This window comes from Nonomuraea sp. NPDC049750 (assembly GCF_040659625.1).
Lineage (GTDB): Bacteria > Actinomycetota > Actinomycetes > Streptosporangiales > Streptosporangiaceae > Nonomuraea.
On record NZ_JBFANB010000007.1, the window covers coordinates 123363 to 140277 of the forward strand.

A 16915-nucleotide genomic window follows, 5' to 3' on the forward strand; every position below is an offset into this window, starting at 1 on the left:
GCCGACGTCCCTTGAGGTGGGACACCCCCTCCGGGGGCGAAGAAGAAGACGGCACGTCGTGGCCGAGGCCCTCATGGAGGGCTCCACTCCGGGGAGCGGCAGAAGTTCCCGTGGAGGGACGGTCCCGTCGCAGGCGCGGAAGCAAGCGGCCCGCCATGACAAAGTCCTCACGAAGAGACACCCCCATAGTGGGAGCGGAATGTCTGGTGAAGGTTCGGGGACATCGCACTAGCGACACACTTGTACCAAAGGCTAGACTCCTTTCCTACCAAGTCAATCGGAATAGTTGGGATGGCAGACCGTGGAGTGGACCCCAGGGGCGTACGAGCTGGCCGACCTGGAGCTGCTGCTCTCCGGCGCGTTCCAGCCGCTGAGCGGGTTCCTTGGGCACGACGACCTGCACACGGTGCATGAGCGCGGCACCCTCGCCGATGGCACCCCGTGGCCGGCTCCCGTCACGCTCCATCTTCCGGAAGCGGCCATCCCCGGCACCGAGGTCACGCTGCTCGACCCTGAGGGCGTGCCGCTGGCCGTGCTCACCGTCGCCGAGCGCGAGCCCGACGGCCTGGCCTCCGGTCCGGTGAAGGGTCTGGGCGCCCCGGAGCACGGGCCGTTCGCCCGGCTTCGCCGTACTCCGGCGCAGATACGCGAAGAGCTCGACGGGCGGGCGGCGCTCGCCGTCACCATGCGAGGGCCGCTCGACGACCTCACCGAGATCGTCGCCACCGCCAAGGAGCTCGACGCGGTGATCGTGCTGCTCCCCCTCTCGTACGGCGAGACGGGCCCGGCTGTCGTACGCGCCGCGCTGCGCGCCAAGGAGCAACTGCCCGAGGGCACCCTGGTGGTCTCGGTGCCGCTGGCGCCGCGCGCGGAGCCCGAGATCGACCTGGAGCTGCGCGAGCACGTCGCCACCGCCTACGGCGCGACCGAGCACCTGGCGGGCCCCGAGCCGGTGCGCATCCCCGGACCGCCGCACCGGCGCGGGCTCGTGGTCTTCTTCACCGGTCTGTCCGGCTCCGGCAAGTCCACGATCGCCCGCGGCCTGCGCGACTCGCTGCTCGAACTGGGCAGCCGCCCGGTCACCTACCTCGACGGCGACGTGGTACGCCACCTGCTGTCCAAGGGCCTGACGTTCTCCAAGGACGACCGCGATCTCAACATCCGGCGCATCGGCTTCGTCGCCGCCGAGGCCGCGCGCCACGGCGGGCTGGCGATCTGCGCCCCCATCGCCCCCTACGCCGCCACCCGCGAGGAGGTGCGCGAGATGGTCGAGTCGGTCGGGGCCGACTTCCTGCTCGTGCACGTGGCGACCCCACTGGAGGAGTGTGAGCGCCGCGACCGCAAGGGCCTGTACGCCAAGGCCCGCGCCGGGCTCATCCCCGAGTTCACCGGTATCTCCGACCCCTATGAGGAGCCGGACGACGCCGATCTGATCATCGACACGACGCACATCTCTATCGAGGCGGCCGTCACCCAGGTGCTGGGGGCGCTGCGGAGCGGAGGCTGGGTTCGTTGATCGACTTCCCCCTGATCGCCGGGTCCTTTCTGGTCGCGATCGTCGTCGGGCTCACCGGCATGGGCGGCGGCGCGCTCATGACGCCGATGATGATGCTGTTCTTCAACGTCCCGCCGCTGGCCGCGGTCTCCAGCGACCTGGTCGCCTCCGCCGTGATGAAACCCGTCGGCAGCGCCGTACACCTGCGCAGGGGCACGGTCAACCTGCGCCTGGTCGGCTGGCTCTGCGTGGGGTCGGTGCCGGCGGCGTTCTGCGGGGTGTTCATCGCGCGCGCGTTCGCGGTCGGCGACGGTGTGAAGTACGCGCTCGGCGTGGCGCTGCTACTCGCCGTCGCGGGTCTGGTCGCCAAGACGTGGCTGGCCGGGAAGGGTGGCACGTCGAGCGCCCGCGACATTGTCGTGCGCCCAATCCCGACCGTACTGGTCGGTACGGTAGGCGGACTCGTCGTCGGCATCTCCTCGGTCGGCTCGGGCTCCCTGATCATCGTGGCCCTGCTGGCTCTCTATCCGGCGCTCAAGGCCAACCAGCTCGTCGGCACCGACCTGGTGCAGGCGGTGCCGCTCGTCGCCTCGGCCGCGCTCGGCCACCTGCTCTTCGGCGACTTCCAGCTCACTCTGACGGTCTCGCTGCTCATCGGCTCGATCCCGGGCGTCTACCTCGGCGCCCGGATCTCCTCCAGGGCGCCGGGCGGCCTCATCAGGGCGCTGCTCGGGATCGTTCTGCTCGCCTCCGCGCTCAAGCTGCTCGACGTGAACAACACGGTGACGGTGTGGGCGCTGGCGGGCGCCGCGGTCGCGACCGTCGCGGGCTGGCGCTGGCGCGTCAGGGCCGCGGCACGGGCGTCGAGTGAAAGTAGGGATCTCGCGCGAGCTCGCTGAACGCCCGCCCGGCGGCGGGATCGGAGTCGAAGCTCGTGTCGCCGCGCGGCGCGTGCGGCGAGTCGAAGTAGATCAGCGCCTTGATCTGCGGATAGCGCTGAATCTGCGTACGCACCGACTCGAAGAACGAGCGCTTGGCCGCACGGTCGTCGGCTCGCTCGAACACGCCCCATTCCGCGACCATGACCGGCTTGCCGGGAAAGCGCCACTGCATCCACCGGTAGAACCCCGGCCACTGGTCGAAGTCGGGCCGGGTCTTGTTGACCAGGCCGTCGAAGTCGCGGACCCGGCTGTCGGCGTAGGGGTCGAGGGCCACCCAGTCGACCACGTCGTCACCCGGATAGAGCTGCTCGAACCACGGCTTGGCCGCCCAATTGGGCGCGCCCATGTAGGTCATGACCGTGACCGCGTTCTTGACGCCCTCGTCGCGCAGCCTGAGCACGACATGGCGGTACATGGCCGCGTAGTCGGTGGCCTGCATGCCCGAGCCGGGGGCGGCGTCGACGTCGTTCTCCGGCTCGTGGTGGAGGGTGAGGAAGAACCGCTCGGGGAAGGTGCGCCTGATGTAGTCGGCCAGCCGGTCGATCCTGCGGTCGATGGCACCGCGGGCGATCTGCGCCCAGGTGTAGTCGAGCGACGGCTTCCAGTTGATCAGCAGCAGCCTGGGCCGGACCGGGTCGCGGGCCAGCGCGACCTCCTCGCTGGTCGGAAACTCCTCCTTGCCCCGGTGATAAACGTGCAGCACGTCGGCGGTGCCACCGATGCGGGATTCGGCGCCGTGGAGCGACCTTTCGATGCCCGCGCCGGTGAAGACCTCCGGGGCGATCCCCCACCAAGCACCGCAAGATGGAATAAGCCGGGCAGTGACGGCGCAGGCCGGCGAGGTCTCCGCGTTCGGCCTGGCGCTCGGCTGGGCGACCTGCGCCGGACTCCCCGCACCCTGCACAGCTGAGCAGCCCGCGAGCACGGCGACGACCAACAGCGCCACACCTTTGACGCTGATATTTACCGCTTTATGAGAAATTCCCCACCGGTTCAAGGCCGTTCAACCCCCTCAACCAAGGACCCCCGTCCTATCAAACCTGAACCATGCCATGCCATTCCCAGAACTTCAGCCGGAGCGGGTGTATCGCCAGGTCAGCAACCATCCGACCGGTCCTCAATTTCGCATTATTTCGGGCTATCGTGGGGCGAATTGCTGGCCGTACCAGAGAAAATCTTCTGGATTCAGCCTGGGTAATATCTGTCCGGCCTATAGTGGGCGGACGCCGCGACTTGTGACGCACAGTCGCCGATCGGCGACACCGCGCACACACTCGAAGGAGATCCGCTCCAATGAGCCTGTCGCCGGACTTCCCGGGCCGCCGCCACGCCAGCGACCTGGCGGACCATCTGTCGCTGGTGCGCAGGCGCTGGCTGCTGTTCCTGGGGTTCCTGCTGGCCGGCGGCACGGCGGGGCTGGCGCTGCTGCGGTTCACCCCGGCCGCCTACACCGCGACCACCCAGGTCCTGGTCGCGCCCGTGGGCGTCCAGGACCAGAACAACCAGGTGACCAACCGGCAGCGCGAGCCGCTCAATCTCGACACCGAGGCGCAGATCGCCCAGTCGTCCGTGGTGGCCGACAAGGCCGCCAAAGAGCTCAAGACGGGCACGCCCGAGCCCGTCGAGGTCTCAGTGCCGCCCAACTCGGCCGTGCTGTGGATCTCCGTCACCGCCGCCGACCCCGCCGTCGCGGCGGCCCAGTCGCGGGCGTACGCGCAGGCGTACCTGGCCAACCGCACCGAGAACGCGCAGGCGACGATGACCGCGCAGCAGAAGGCGATGCTGGTCAAGCTCAAGCAGGTCAACACCGCGCTCGACACCGTGATCAAGGAGCTCGCCCTGGCGAGCAAGGGCAGCATCGAGCACACGATCGCCGCGCACCGACAGAGCGTGCTCAACCGGCAGGCCTACAGCCTCACGCTCAAGTACGACGCGCTGCGGACCGTCGCCATCACTCCCGGGTCGGTCATCAGCCAGGCCACGCCGCCGACCGTGCCGAGCTCGCCCAGCCTGCCGCTCTACCTCGGCACCGGGCTCATGATCGGCCTGCTCCTCGGCACGGCCACCGCCTACGCCCGCGACCGGCTCGACACCCGGTTGCGCACCGCCGCCGACGTCGAGCGGCTGACCGGGCTGCCCGTCCTCGGCGACCTGTCGGACCCGCTGCGCCAAGGCCTGCCGCACGACCTGGCCTCGTCCGTGATCGCCGCCTGTCCGGGCAAGCGGCTGCTGGTCAGGGCGATCCCGGCGGAGCTCGGCGCGACGCCGGTGGTCGGGCCGCTGGCCGTAACCGCCCCGCTGTCGTTGCTGACCGGCTCCGACGTGGGCGACCTGGCCCGGGCCGACGCGGCCTTGCTGCTGGTGGGGCTGCGCCGGGCCACCTCGGCACAGGTGGCCGCCGCCGTACGCCATCTGGGCAGGCACAACGTACCGATCATCGGTGTGGTGACGACGAGGGACCTGACCCCGAGGCCCGAGCCGGTCGAGGGCAACCCGCTCGGCAAGCTGGTCGCCAGCGGCGAGCTGGAGTCCGGCGAGGCGGCGCCCATGACCTCGCTCCCCCGCCCGCCGGGCACCTCGGCATGAGAGGTCCGGCGTGGCCGATCGGCGCGCTTCTCATCGGCTATCCCGTGTGGTGGGCGCTCGGCTTCGGCGGCCTGTCGGTGATCGTCCTGGCGGTGCCCATGGCCGTCGTGCTCTGGCGGCGCCGGCCGATCCGGGTGCCGCGCGGGTTCGGGCTGTGGCTGCTGCTCCTGGCCGGTTACACGGTGAGCGCGCTGATGCTGGCCGACATGCCGCCCGACACGTACGGGGCGTTCAACGCCGGGCGGGTCATCGGCTACCTCATACGGTTCGCGCTCTACGCGGCGCTGTTGATCATGGTTCTCTATCTGGGCAACCTGACCGAGCGGGAGCTGCCGCAGCTCAGGCTCGTACGGATGCTCGGGGTGCTGTTCGTCACGACCGTGGCGGGCGGGCTGCTCGGCGTGTTCTTCCCCCGGCTGGAGTTCACCTCGCCGGTGGAGATGGTGCTGCCGGGGTGGATCAGCGACAACGCCTTCGTCCAGAACCTCATTCACCCGACGGCCGCCCAGACCCAGAAGGTGCTCGGCTACGCCTCGCCGCGCCCCGAGGCGCCGTTCGAGTGGGCCAACGCGTGGGGCAGCAACGTGTCGGTGCTGCTCATCTGGTTCGTGGTCGGCTGGTGGGTCTACGGCGGGGGCGGCCGCAAGGCGGTGGCCATCGCGTTGACCGCCGTGGCCGCCATCCCGATCGTCTACTCGCTCAACCGCGGCCTCTGGATCGGCCTCGGGCTGGCCGGGCTCTACCTGATCGTCCGGGTCGGCGGACGCACCAGGCTGGCCCTGTGCGCCACGGCGGTGGCGGCGACGCTGGCGTTCGCGCTCAGCCCGCTCGCCTCGCTGGTCGGCCAGCGCCTGGACAACCCGCACTCCAACGACATCAGGGCCTTCACCGTGTCGGCGACCATCTCGGCGGCCACGCACTCGCCGATCATCGGCTACGGCAACACCCGCAACGCCATGGGCAACCACCGCACGATCACCACCGGCAAGACCGAGTGGTGCGGCGGCTGTGGCCATCCGCCGCTGGGCAGCGACGGGCAGCTCTGGCTGCTGATCATCACCCAGGGTTTCGTGGGGGCGGCGCTGTATGTGGCGTTCTTCCTGGGCGCGATCCGGCGCCACTGGCCCGACCGCAGCCCGATCGGGCTCGCGGGGGTGCTCGTCATGATCCTCGTGCTGCTCTACATGTTCGTGTACGACGGCCTGGTCACGCCGCTCAGCCTCTACCTCATCTCCTTCGCCCTCCTGTGGCGTAACACCGGGGAGACCGCGTGAACGACGCGAAGGTGCGGCTGCGCTACCTCGACCAGACCGTGCGGGCGCTCTACCCCGGCCCCGGGTCGCCGCGCGCCTACAGCGTGCTGCCGCACCGGCTGCTGCCGCGCCGCCTGGCCCCCCGGCGCCGATGGCACGGGCTGCTGGGCCGGCCGGTCATGGTGCCGGTCGAGGGCTCGATCGAGACGTACCTGAGCGACATTCTCGGCGTCCCCGTCGAGACCGTCCTCCACGTACGCCCGGCTCGCCGGGCCAACCGCAAGCCCATCCTGGAGGCGTACGGCGAGGGCTCCCGCCTGGCCTTCGTGAAGATCGGTGACACCCCGCGCGCCCGCGAACTGGTCGACGGCGAGGCCGCCACGCTCAAGAAGCTGAGCGGTCTGGCGCTCAAGACGGTCGTCGCGCCGACCGTGCTGCGCCACGAGCGCTGGGGCGAGTACTCGGTCCTGGTCCTCTCGCCGCTGCCGATCAGGCGCGGCCGGGTCCCCGCCGCCCTGCTCACCGAGGCCGTCAAGGAGATCGCGGGCACCGGTGGCTTCGAGGGAGCGGCCTGGCACGGCGACCTGTCGCCCTGGAACGTCGCCCCTTCCGGTGACGGGCGGCTGCTCGTCTGGGACTGGGAGCGCTACGCGGTCGGCGTGCCCTACGGGTTCGACGCCGTGCACCACTTCTTCCAGCGCGCGCTGCGGCGGATGGACCCGGCCACGGCCGCGCGGGCCTGCCTGGCGCAGGCCGTACCCGTGCTCGCCCCGCTCGGGCTGTCGGCGGCGCAGGCCAGGCGGACGGCCCTGCACTACCTCATCACGCTGGCCGACCGGCACGCCGCCGACGGCCACGAACCCCTCGGGCCACCGGACACATGGCTCAACCCCCTCGTCGATCACCAGGAGCCGCTGACGTGAACACGATGAAGCAGTCGGTCCTGTCCGTCTCCCGGACCACCGGGAGGTTCACGTCGAGCGTACGGATGCTGCCGTCGTTCCTGATCGCCGGAGCGCAGCGGTGCGGCACCACGTCGCTCTACCGGGCTCTGGCGCGGCACCCGCTGCTGCTCAAACCGGTGCTGCACAAGGGTGTTCACTACTTCGACGCCGACTACGGCCGGGGTCTGTCCTGGTACCAGGGGCACTTTCCGCTCCGGGTGGCCGCCGCGCGGCTCGCTCGCCGCCACGGTACGCATCCGCAGGCGTTCGAGTCCTCGCCTTACTACCTGTTCCATCCGCTGGCCGGGGAGCGTATCGCGGCCGACCTGCCCGGGGTCAGGCTCATCGTGCTGGTGCGCGACCCGGTCGAGCGGGCGTGCTCCGCGCACGCCCACGAGCTGGCCAGGGGCTACGAGACCGAGTCCGACTTCGAACGGGCTCTGGAGCTGGAGGAGCGGCGACTGGCGGGCGCCGAGCAGAGCATCCGCGAACGGCCCCACATCGTCCACCACGCGCACCGCCACCACGCCTACCTGGCGCGCGGGCGCTACGCGGAGCAACTCGACCGGCTGGAGCCGCTGTTCGGCCGCGAACACGTCCTGGTGCTCGACAGCCACCGCTTCTTCGCCGAACCGGAACGCGCCTACGACCGCGTCCTGGACTTCCTCGGCCTGCCCCACCTGGGCTACCCGGTCTTCGAACGCCACAACGGGCGGCCGCTGCCCCGGCCGCTGCCCGATTCGGTCAGGCAGCGGCTCAAGGACCATTTCGAGGCGTACGACACGCGGCTGGCCCGCTGGCTGGGCGGTGAGCCGTCGTGGCGTCGCTGACCACGGGGCCGCTCGGTCAGGTGGCCAGGGGCGGCATCGCGGGCATCGCCGGGGCCGTCATCAGCGCGGGGGCCCAGTTCCTGCTGGTCGTGGTGGTCACCAGGGCGTTCAGCGCGCACCAGGCGGGCACCTTCTTCACCGCCACCGCTCTGGCCCTCATGGTGGCCGGTGTGGCCAAGCTCGACGCGGGCAACGGCCTCATCTATTTCATCGCCCGCGCCAAGACCTACGGCTACCACGGCATTTCCGGATATATCCGGGCGGCCCTGGTACCGGCGGTCCTGCTCGCCACCGCTTGCGGAGCGCTCCTCTACCCGCGACTCGGCCTGCTGGCGGCGGCCCTGCCCGTGATGGTCGCCGCCGACCTCCTGCTCGCCGCCACCCGCGGCTTCGGCGCCATGCGGCCCACCGTGCTGCTCGACGGGATGGCGTTGCCGACGCTCCAGTTCCTGCTCGTCGCCGCGGCGGCCGTCGCCGCCAGGCCGCAGTGGCTGCCGTTCCTCTGGGCGCTGCCGTACGTGCCGGTGGCGCTGCTCGCCGCGATCCAGCTGCGCGAACGGCTGCCGCGTACGCCGTACCTGCCGGGTACCGCCCGCGACCTGTGGCTTTACACGGCGCCGCGTTCGGCGGCGGGTGCCATCCAGGCGGTGTTCCAGCGGCTCGACATCGTGGTCGTCGCGCTGCTCGGCGGCCCGGTCCAGGCGGCCGTCTACACCGCCGCCACCCGGTTCAAGGTCGTCGGCCAGCTCGCCAACCAGGGGCTGGCGCAGGCCGTGCAGCCGCGCCTGGTCAGGGCGCTGGCCGACGGCGAGATGGGGCGGGCGCGGGAGCTGTACCAGGCGGCGACGATCTGGCTGGTGCTGCTCACCTGGCCGATCTGGCTCGGGTACGCCGCGCTGGCGCCGTGGCTGCTGCGCCTGTTCGGGCCGGGTTACGGCGCCGCCGTGCCGGTGGCGCTGGTGCTGGCCGGCACGATGATGCTGGCGACCGCGTGCGGCATGGTCGACGTCGTACTGACCGCCGCCGGACACACCACGGCCAGCCTGCTCAACCTGGTGGCGGCCATCGCCTGCACGGTCGCGCTGGACGTGGCGCTCATCCCGGCCCACGGCGCGTTCGGCGCGGTGCTCGGCTGGGCGGGCGGGATGATCGCCAAGAACCTGCTCCCGCTCTGGCAACTGCACCACCGCTACGGCCTGCACCCCTTCGGCCGCCACAGCCTCCCCGCACTCCGCTTCCGCTCCTGGACCACTGCGTGACCGGCCGCACCCCGCGCTCCGCGAGCGCGCCCTTCTCGCACTCCAGGACCACGGCATGAGCGGCCTCGTCCCGCGCCTCGCCAGCGCGCCCTTCCCGCAGTCCTCGCTTGTGGCATGAGCGGTCCCATCCTGGTGACGGGCCTGCCCAGGAGTGGCACGAGCTGGACGGGCAAAATGCTGGCGGCCGGGGGCGACCTCGTCTACGTCAACGAGCCGCTCAACCCCCAGCACCCGCCCGGCCGCTGTCCCGGCGTCCTGCGGGCCCAGGTCACCCACCGCTTCCAGTACATCTGCGACGACAACACCGCCGACTGGCTGCCCGCCTTCCGCGACACGGTCGCGCTTCGGTACCGCTACCTGGCCGAACTGCGTACCAACCGCTCGCCGTACGATCTGGCCCGCATGACCCGCTACGGCACGGCCTTCACCCTCGGCCGCCTGCTGGGACGACGGGCCCTGCTCGACGACCCGTTCGCGGTGCTCTCAGCGGGCTGGTTCGCCAAGCGGCTGGGCTGCAAGGTGATCGCGCTCACCCGGGACCCGGTGGCGTTCGTGGCCAGCTGGCAGCGCCTGGGCTGGACCGTCTACTTCCACGAGCTCCTCGAACAACCCCTGCTCGTCCGCGACCACCCCGAGCTCCTCGACCTCCGCGCCCTGATCGGCTCCCAGGACCGCATCGCCAAGGCGGCGGCGCTGTGGCGGGTCACTCAGGCGATCCTCGCCCGCACCCCCGGCATCCTGCTGACCTCCTACGACGAACTGGCCTCCGCACCGGTCCCGGGCTTCCGGCAGCTGTACGAGTACGCGGGCCTCGCCTGGTCGCCCACGGCCGAGCGCCGCATCACCCGAGCATGCACGGCCCCCGTCGGCGCGGGGAGCGCTTTCGCCTGGTCGGGCCTATCCCGCACGGCCTTCCGGCCCATGAACTCACGCCGCGCGCTCGAAACGGCCACCCTCGGCCTGACACGGGCGGAAGCGACCCGCGTACGGGAGCTCACCTCCGCCGGATGAGCCACCGGCCAGCTCATCCCGCCGGAACCCGCTGAAGGAGCCCACCCGCGAGCTCGCCGCGCCGGAACCCGCTGAAGGAGCATGCCGGCCAGCTCGTCGCGCCGGAACCGTGGCGCGTCGCCGCCCAGCACCACCTCGGCCCATCGGAGGCCGGTCGGCGTCGGCTCCGCTGGCCAGCCACCGCTCCTGCCACCGGCCCTGTCACCGGGCGGGTCCGGGCAGTTCAGGTGGTTTCGGGTCGTATCTGAGCATGTCTGGGCGCGCGTGTCTGGGCATGTCCGGGCGCGCGTGTCTGGGCAGTTCTGGTCGGGCGTGGGCGTCTCTGGGGATGTCTGGGCTGGTCCAAGATGGCCCGGTCGAGTCCGGGCGGGTCCGGGCGGGTCTGCGCGGATCCAAGATGGCCTGGTCGGGTTCGAACGGGTCTGCGCGGGTCTGAACCCGACCTAAGACCGCCCTGAAACGGTCTGTGCGGGTCCGGACAGGTCCCTGAGGAGGCGAGACCATCGCCTAGCCGACCTATTCGCCTGCGCTCCCCGACGAGTCGCGTGCGCCTTCCGACGAGTCGTGGGCACTTCCCGACGAGTCGTGGGCACTTCCCGACGAGTCGTGGGCACTTCCCGACGAGTCGTGGGCACTTCCCGACGAGGCCCGTGCTCTCAGGCAATCACCCAGCAACCGGGCCGCGAACGGCAGGTCGTCGACCAGGTAGCGCCTGGCGAGTCGACCGGGCTCGCTCACCAGCCGAAACGCCCACTCCAACCCCGCACCTCGCATCCACTCGGGCGCCCTGGGCACCGTGCCGGCGGCGAACGCGATCGCCGACCCGCACCCCACGAACCACGCCCCCGGCAGATCCTGGCTCAGCCGCGCGATCAGCCGGTCCTGCCGCGGAAACCCGAGCCCGACGAACACCATCTTCGGCTCCGCCCCCACGACCTTCCGCCGCACCCGCTCACGCTCACCAGCACCGCTCTCGAACCGGTAGGGCGGCGCGTCCACGCCGCAGACCTGAAGCGTGGGATAGCAGGCGGTGAGCTCATGAGCGGCGGACGCGGCCACGCCCGGCGGGCCGCCCAGGAGATAGACGGGCCACCCTCGGCGAGCGGCCAGCTTGCTCAACGACCAGATCAGGTCGGCCCCAGTGACCCGCTCGGGTATCGGCGTGCCGAGCAGCCGCGACGCCCACACCAGCGGCATCCCATCGGCCACGACGAGGTCAGCGGAGTTGACGAGGTGACGGAGTTTGACGTCCTTCGCGACGGCGCGGCAGATGTCGACGTTCGGCGTCACGATCCGCCCACCCCTCCCCGCGCCCAGCTCACCATCGACGTGCTCGACGACCTGGCGCTCGGTCAGCGGATCGACGGCAACACCCCCGACCAGCACCCGCACCGGCCTCGCCTGCTCGCCAACCATCCCCGGCCCCTCTCCCCACACCCCGTGAACCCCACCCGTGTCAAACCCCGGTATCCGGACCCCGTGTGACGGAGTCGACATCGGGGCTCCCTGCAACAAGCCCCACACCAGCACGCCTTGCACCGAGCCCCGCCCCAGCACCCCTTACATCGAGCCCCGCGCTGGCATACCTTGCACCGAGCCCCGCGCTGGCACGCCTTGCGCCGCGCCCTGTGTCGGGAGTCCATGCGTCGCGCCCTGTGCCGGGACTTCATGCGTCGCGCCCTGTGCCGGGACTTCATGCGTCGCGCCCCGCGCAGGGGCTCTCTGTAACGACGCTCGCCGTTATGACGCCCGCCGAGACCGCGCCCTCCGAGATGGCGCGCACTGTAACGGCGCCCGCGATGACCACGCCCGTGGCGCCCGCCGAGACCATGCCCGCCGTAGCGACGCCCGAGATAACGACGCCCGCCGTAAGACACGCATTGTAACGACGTCCGCTGTGAACACACCTGTGGTGACCACACCTGCGGTGACCACTTCCGCCGTGACGGCGCTCAAATGCCGTGCCCCCGATCGTGGAGCAGGGCGAGCACCGCCGGCGCGGAGATCAGCCCTGCGGCGACGGCGAGGGCGATCGGGGCGCGTGGTTCGGCGATGCGCTCGGCGAACGTGCGCAGGGCCCAGCGACCGGCCTCACGACGCCGCCCCAGTGCGGCGTGGTGGAAGGCGAGCTGGCCGTAGACCCGCGCCGCGCCGCGCGGATCCACGGCCAGTTCGGGGTGCCGGGCGAGCATCCACTCCAGCCCGGCGATGCGGTCGGCCCAGCAGGCGACATAGTGGGAATTGCCCCAACGGATACGTACAAGTGGGCGATCGACATTCGCGATCGGATGCCGCTTGGCCGCGCGCAGGGCCAGGTCCCAGTCCTCGTTCTGGCCGGCCGGGGCGCTCTCGTCCACCCAGAGGGCCCCGCGCTTGAACAAGAACGTCGACGAGTGCACCATCACCATGCGCGAACGCACCAGGTCGGCCGCCGTGACCGTGTCGCTGCCCGCGAGCCTCGGCACCCGACGTAGGCCGTACTCGACCTCGATGCCGCAACTGACGAACTCCGCGCCATCCTCGATCGCCTGCTGCTGCGCGGCGAGTTTGCCCGGCAGCCACACGTCATCGTCGTCGCAGAAGGCGATCAGATCGGTGTCGCACGCGGAGATGCCGGTGTTGCGCGCACCCGGCAGCCCGGCGCTGAGGGCGTTGGGCAGGACGAGCACGCGGTGGGGGGCGTTCGTGGCGACGCCCGGCGTCACCACATCGGCCACCTGCCCGGCGACTGCGATGGGATCGCCACCGTCGACGACGATGACCAGCGAGATCCGGCCGGGGTAGTCCTGGGTCAGGACGGCTCGGGCGGCCGCCCGCAGTTGTTCGGGCCGGTCACCCCGAGTGGGAATCACCACGCCGACGGACGCACTCATGCGATCCCCACTTCGAGAGGTACGGCCCACGCCACGGCGTCGGCAACCCATTCACGCGGCCCGACCACACGACGCTCGACCGCAAAAGACCCGCCTACCTGAGGCCGGGCCGCGCGGGACCCCGCCCCCTGAGACCCGACCACCGAAAGCCCGACCACCGAAAGCCCGTCCGCACGAGACCCGACCACCCAAGGTCCGTCCACACAAGACCCGACCGCGCGAGACCCGACCACCCAAGGTCCGTCCGCACCAGGCCCGACCGCGCGAGACCCGCTCATGCCGCCGCCTCCCCATACCCGTACCGCGACCTGAGCGGCCAGGTGAGTGCCGCGACCAGGTGCCGATGGTGGCGCGGGAGGCCGGAGTGCCACGCGTCGTCCCGTCGCAGTTCGACCGGGCCGACGGTGAAGCGCATGGGGTTGCCCGAGGCGGTGTGGGCGGTGGTCAGGTGGGCGGTCGTGCCGGTCAGGAACGGCAGCGCCGTGCCCAGGCCCAGGATGTCGGCCAATGTCGCCAGAGCGGCCGCTGGGTCGGCCAGGAGGTCCTCGTAGCGAAGCCTCGTCACCGGGACCCCGCGGGCGGCGAGGAGGTCCAGGGCGAGGTTCTGGGCCGTCCAGTGGGCTGCTGTGCGGGCGGGGCCCCAGCGGGTCATCGGGCGGCCGTCCTCGGGGCGTTCGACGGTCTTGCGCCAGGAGTGGGCGACGGCCCGCGGGTCTCTGACCACGTGGACCACATGCACGTCCACCCCGGCCGCCGCCAGGCAGAAGGCCAGGGAGGCGTGTTTGCCGGAGTCGATCACGACCGTCGCGCCGGCGGTCTTGGCCGCGGCGTTGTAGAGGCGCTGGTAGGTGCCGGCGTACTCCGCCAGCTCCGGGTGGCCGATGCGGGGGATCCTGCGGGTACGGTCGACGCGGTGCCGCAGGGTGAGGACGCGTTCGGCCAGAGCCCGCGTCCATCCGCCGAACGCGGTCTCGCCGACCTCGCGCCAGAACGGGCAGGCCGGGAAGGGCTCGCCACAGCCGCATGGCTCGCCGGCCAGTACGCCTCGGGCCCAGAGGTGTACGACCTCGCCGAGGGGTGCCACGCCGGGGATCTCGCCGAGCAGTCTCTCGAGCAGCGTGGTGCCGCTACGGCCGAGGCCGCCCAGGTAGACCACCCGGTAGGCGGTCGAACGGTGCGTCACGGGGGAATGGCCTTCACGTCACGGATACGGAACGTGGAGAGGCTAGCGCGGAGAGTAATCATCGCATCCGCGAAACGACAAAGGATCTACCTAAGCCCCCGAGCCACCTGCGCCAATCCGTCACAGCCCGGCGGACACCCGCGTCAGCCCCTCAGCCACGGGCGCGCAAATGCGGGCGCCCGGCCCACCGGACGCCCGTACCGAACCTCTTAGCCGCAGGCGCGCCGACGCGGACGTCCAGCCCGCTGGAACGCCTGCGCCAACTCCTCATCCACGGGCACGCAGACGCGGGCGCCCGGCCACAGGACGCCCGCGCGCACACCCAGCCCGCTGGACGCCCGTCATGAATCAGTCGGCTACCGCAGGTCCATGATCATGCCGGCCCCGACGGTCGCGTTCGTGAACTCGTCCACCAGGATGAACCCACCGGTCAACCGGTTACGCGAGTAGTCGTCCACGAACAACGGCTGGGTGATCCGCAACGACACCCGCCCGATCTCGTTGAGCGACAGCGAGGTGGCCGTCTCGTCGCGGTGCAGCGTGTTGACGTCGAGCCGATAGTGCAGGTCACGGACGAGCGCCCGAGCGGTCCGCGTCGTGTGCTTGATCACGAGCTTGGAGCGCGGCGCCAGCTTGGCGCTGTCGGCCATCCAGCAGATCATGGCGTCGATCTCCTGCGCGACCTGCGGCTGGTTGTTGGGCCGGGCGATCATGTCGCCGCGCGAGATGTCGATATCGTCCTCGAAGCGGAGCGTCACCGACATGGGCGGGAACGCCTCTTCCACCGGCCCGTCGAAGGTGTCGATCGAGGCGATCCGGGTGGCCAGGCCCGAGGGGAGGTGGACGACCTCGTCACCGGGCTTGAGCACGCCGCCCGCCACCTGCCCCGCGTAGCCGCGGTAGTCGTGGAAGGCGTGGTCGGTGGCCCGCTGCGGGCGGATCACGTATTGGACGGGGAAGCGCACGTCGACCAGGTTGCGGTCGGAGGCGATGTGGACGTTCTCCAGGTGGTGCAGCAGGGACGAGCCGTGATACCAGGGCATGTTCTCGGACCGCGAGACCACGTTGTCGCCGTTGAGCGCCGAGATGGGGATGAAGGTCAGGTCGGCCACGTTGAGCTTCGAGGCGAAGGCCGTGAACTCCTCGCGGATCTCCTCGAAGCGCTCCTCGGAGTAGTCGACCAGGTCCATCTTGTTGACGGCCAGGACCAGGTGGGGCACCCGCAGGAGCGTGGTCAGGAAGGCGTGCCGCCTCGACTGCTCAAGGACGCCCTTGCGCGCGTCGATGAGGATGATCGCCAGGTCGGCGGTGGAGGCGCCGGTGACCATGTTGCGGGTGTACTGGATGTGGCCGGGTGTGTCGGCGATGATGAACTTGCGGCGCGGCGTCGCGAAGTAGCGGTAGGCCACGTCGATCGTGATGCCCTGCTCCCGCTCGGCCCGCAGGCCGTCGGTGAGCAGCGACAGGTCGGTGTATTCGGTGCCGCGGTCGCGCGAGGTGCGCTCGACCGCCTCCAGCTGGTCCTCGAAGATCGCCTTGGAGTCGAAGAGCAGGCGGCCGATCAGGGTGGACTTGCCGTCGTCGACACTTCCCGCGGTCGCGAAACGCAGAATGTCCATGGGTTTAGAAGTAGCCTTCCCGCTTGCGATCCTCCATGGCGGCCTCCGAGGCGCGGTCGTCGGCCCTGGTGGCCCCGCGCTCGGTGATCCGGGTGACCGCGATCTCCTCGATGATCTCCTCGACCGTGGCGGCCGTGGACTGCACGGCCCCGGTGCAGGTCATGTCGCCCACTGTGCGATAGCGCACCACCGCCTCGAACAGCGGCTCGTCATCGCCCCGCTTGACGACCTCGGAGTCGGGCAGCAGCATGCCGTCACGCTCGAAGACCTTGCGGGTGTGGGAGAAGTAGATGGACGGGATCTCGATGCCCTCGCGCCGGATGTAGTCCCAGATGTCGAGCTCGGTCCAGTTGGACAGCGGGAAGACCCGGATGTGCTCGCCCTTGCGGATCCGCGCGTTGTAGAGGTTCCACAGCTCGGGGCGCTGGTTCTTGGGGTCCCACTGGCCGAAGTCGTCGCGGAAGGAGAAGACCCGCTCCTTGGCGCGGGCCTTCTCTTCGTCACGGCGGGCGCCGCCGAAGACGGCGTCGAACTCCTGGTCCTCGATCGCGTCGAGCAGCGTGGTGGTCTGCAGGCGGTTGCGCGAGGCGCGGCGGCCCGTCTCCTCGACCACGCGCCCGGCGTCGATCGAATCCTGCACGCTGGCCACGACCAGGCGGGCGCCCAGCTCCTCGGAACGGCGGTCACGGAACTCGATGACCTCGTCGAAGTTGTGGCCGGTGTCGACGTGCATCAGCGGGAACGGGATCGGTGCCGGCCAGAACGCCTTCTCGGCGATCCGCAGCATGACGATGGAGTCCTTGCCGCCCGAGAAGAGCAGACAGGGGCGCTCGAACTCCGCCGCCACTTCACGCATGATGTGAATGGCCTCGGCTTCGAGTACGTCGAGCTGCGACGTCGTGTAGTCGCGCTGGAGCATAG

The 16915-nt window shown here is 70.7% G+C and carries 14 protein-coding genes; 8 read left to right on the forward strand and 6 right to left on the reverse strand.

Annotation, left to right across the window (positions count from 1 at the left end; all coding sequences use genetic code 11):
* Positions 1–301: 301 nt before the first annotated feature.
* Together cysC and AB0J16_RS20900 are read left to right on the forward strand one after the other, a co-directional pair.
* Positions 302–1516 (forward strand): adenylyl-sulfate kinase, encoded by a 1215-nt coding sequence (gene cysC / locus AB0J16_RS20895; protein WP_358541687.1) that lies wholly within the window; start codon positions 302–304, stop codon positions 1514–1516.
* Positions 1513–2394, forward strand: coding sequence for a sulfite exporter TauE/SafE family protein (locus tag AB0J16_RS20900; protein ID WP_358541690.1), 882 nt, complete (start codon positions 1513–1515; stop codon positions 2392–2394). The genes cysC and AB0J16_RS20900 overlap by 4 nt, the downstream gene beginning before the upstream one ends.
* Here AB0J16_RS20900 and AB0J16_RS20905 read toward each other — a convergent pair.
* Complete coding sequence (locus tag AB0J16_RS20905) at positions 2339–3382, reverse strand: hypothetical protein (protein ID WP_358541693.1); 1044 nt, start codon at positions 3380–3382, stop codon at positions 2339–2341. The genes AB0J16_RS20900 and AB0J16_RS20905 overlap by 56 nt on opposite strands.
* A 347-nt stretch (positions 3383–3729) precedes the next feature.
* Between AB0J16_RS20905 and AB0J16_RS20910 the strand changes: the two genes are divergently transcribed.
* The 6 genes from AB0J16_RS20910 to AB0J16_RS20935 all read left to right on the forward strand — a co-directional run bounded on the left by AB0J16_RS20910 (position 3730) and on the right by AB0J16_RS20935 (position 10319).
* Positions 3730–5022 (forward strand): Wzz/FepE/Etk N-terminal domain-containing protein, encoded by a 1293-nt coding sequence (locus AB0J16_RS20910; protein ID WP_358541696.1) that lies wholly within the window; start codon positions 3730–3732, stop codon positions 5020–5022.
* Positions 5019–6296: a hypothetical protein gene (locus tag AB0J16_RS20915; protein ID WP_358541699.1), complete on the forward strand. Its 1278-nt coding sequence runs from the start codon at positions 5019–5021 to the stop codon at positions 6294–6296. Before AB0J16_RS20910 ends, AB0J16_RS20915 begins: the two co-directional genes overlap by 4 nt.
* Positions 6293–7198 (forward strand): hypothetical protein, encoded by a 906-nt coding sequence (locus tag AB0J16_RS20920; RefSeq protein ID WP_358541701.1) that lies wholly within the window; start codon positions 6293–6295, stop codon positions 7196–7198. The genes AB0J16_RS20915 and AB0J16_RS20920 overlap by 4 nt, the downstream gene beginning before the upstream one ends.
* A 5-nt stretch (positions 7199–7203) precedes the next feature.
* Positions 7204–8049 carry a sulfotransferase domain-containing protein gene (locus tag AB0J16_RS20925; protein WP_358542264.1) on the forward strand — a complete coding sequence of 282 codons (846 nt, stop codon included), beginning with the start codon at positions 7204–7206 and terminating at the stop codon, positions 8047–8049.
* A complete protein-coding gene (locus AB0J16_RS20930) occupies positions 8037–9308 on the forward strand; it encodes a polysaccharide biosynthesis C-terminal domain-containing protein (protein ID WP_358541704.1) in 1272 nt (423 codons plus the stop codon). The genes AB0J16_RS20925 and AB0J16_RS20930 overlap by 13 nt, the downstream gene beginning before the upstream one ends.
* A gap of 114 nt (positions 9309–9422) precedes the next feature.
* Positions 9423–10319, forward strand: coding sequence for a sulfotransferase (locus AB0J16_RS20935; RefSeq protein WP_358541706.1), 897 nt, complete (start codon positions 9423–9425; stop codon positions 10317–10319).
* 516 nt (positions 10320–10835) lie between these two features.
* Here the strand turns inward: AB0J16_RS20935 and AB0J16_RS20940 are convergent.
* The 5 genes from AB0J16_RS20940 to cysD all read right to left on the reverse strand — a co-directional run bounded on the left by AB0J16_RS20940 (position 10836) and on the right by cysD (position 16913).
* Positions 10836–11735 carry a WecB/TagA/CpsF family glycosyltransferase gene (locus AB0J16_RS20940; RefSeq protein WP_358541709.1) on the reverse strand — a complete coding sequence of 300 codons (900 nt, stop codon included), beginning with the start codon at positions 11733–11735 and terminating at the stop codon, positions 10836–10838.
* Positions 11736–12271: 536 nt separating this feature from the next.
* A complete protein-coding gene (locus AB0J16_RS20945) occupies positions 12272–13192 on the reverse strand; it encodes a glycosyltransferase family A protein (protein WP_358541711.1) in 921 nt (306 codons plus the stop codon).
* Positions 13193–13466: 274 nt separating this feature from the next.
* Complete coding sequence (locus AB0J16_RS20950) at positions 13467–14375, reverse strand: sulfotransferase (protein WP_358541714.1); 909 nt, start codon at positions 14373–14375, stop codon at positions 13467–13469.
* A 356-nt stretch (positions 14376–14731) separates the two neighbouring features.
* Positions 14732–15994: a sulfate adenylyltransferase subunit CysN gene (cysN, locus tag AB0J16_RS20955; RefSeq protein ID WP_358541717.1), complete on the reverse strand. Its 1263-nt coding sequence runs from the start codon at positions 15992–15994 to the stop codon at positions 14732–14734.
* A gap of 4 nt (positions 15995–15998) precedes the next feature.
* Positions 15999–16913 carry a sulfate adenylyltransferase subunit CysD gene (gene cysD / locus AB0J16_RS20960; protein ID WP_357943925.1) on the reverse strand — a complete coding sequence of 305 codons (915 nt, stop codon included), beginning with the start codon at positions 16911–16913 and terminating at the stop codon, positions 15999–16001.
* Positions 16914–16915: the final 2 nt, after the last annotated feature.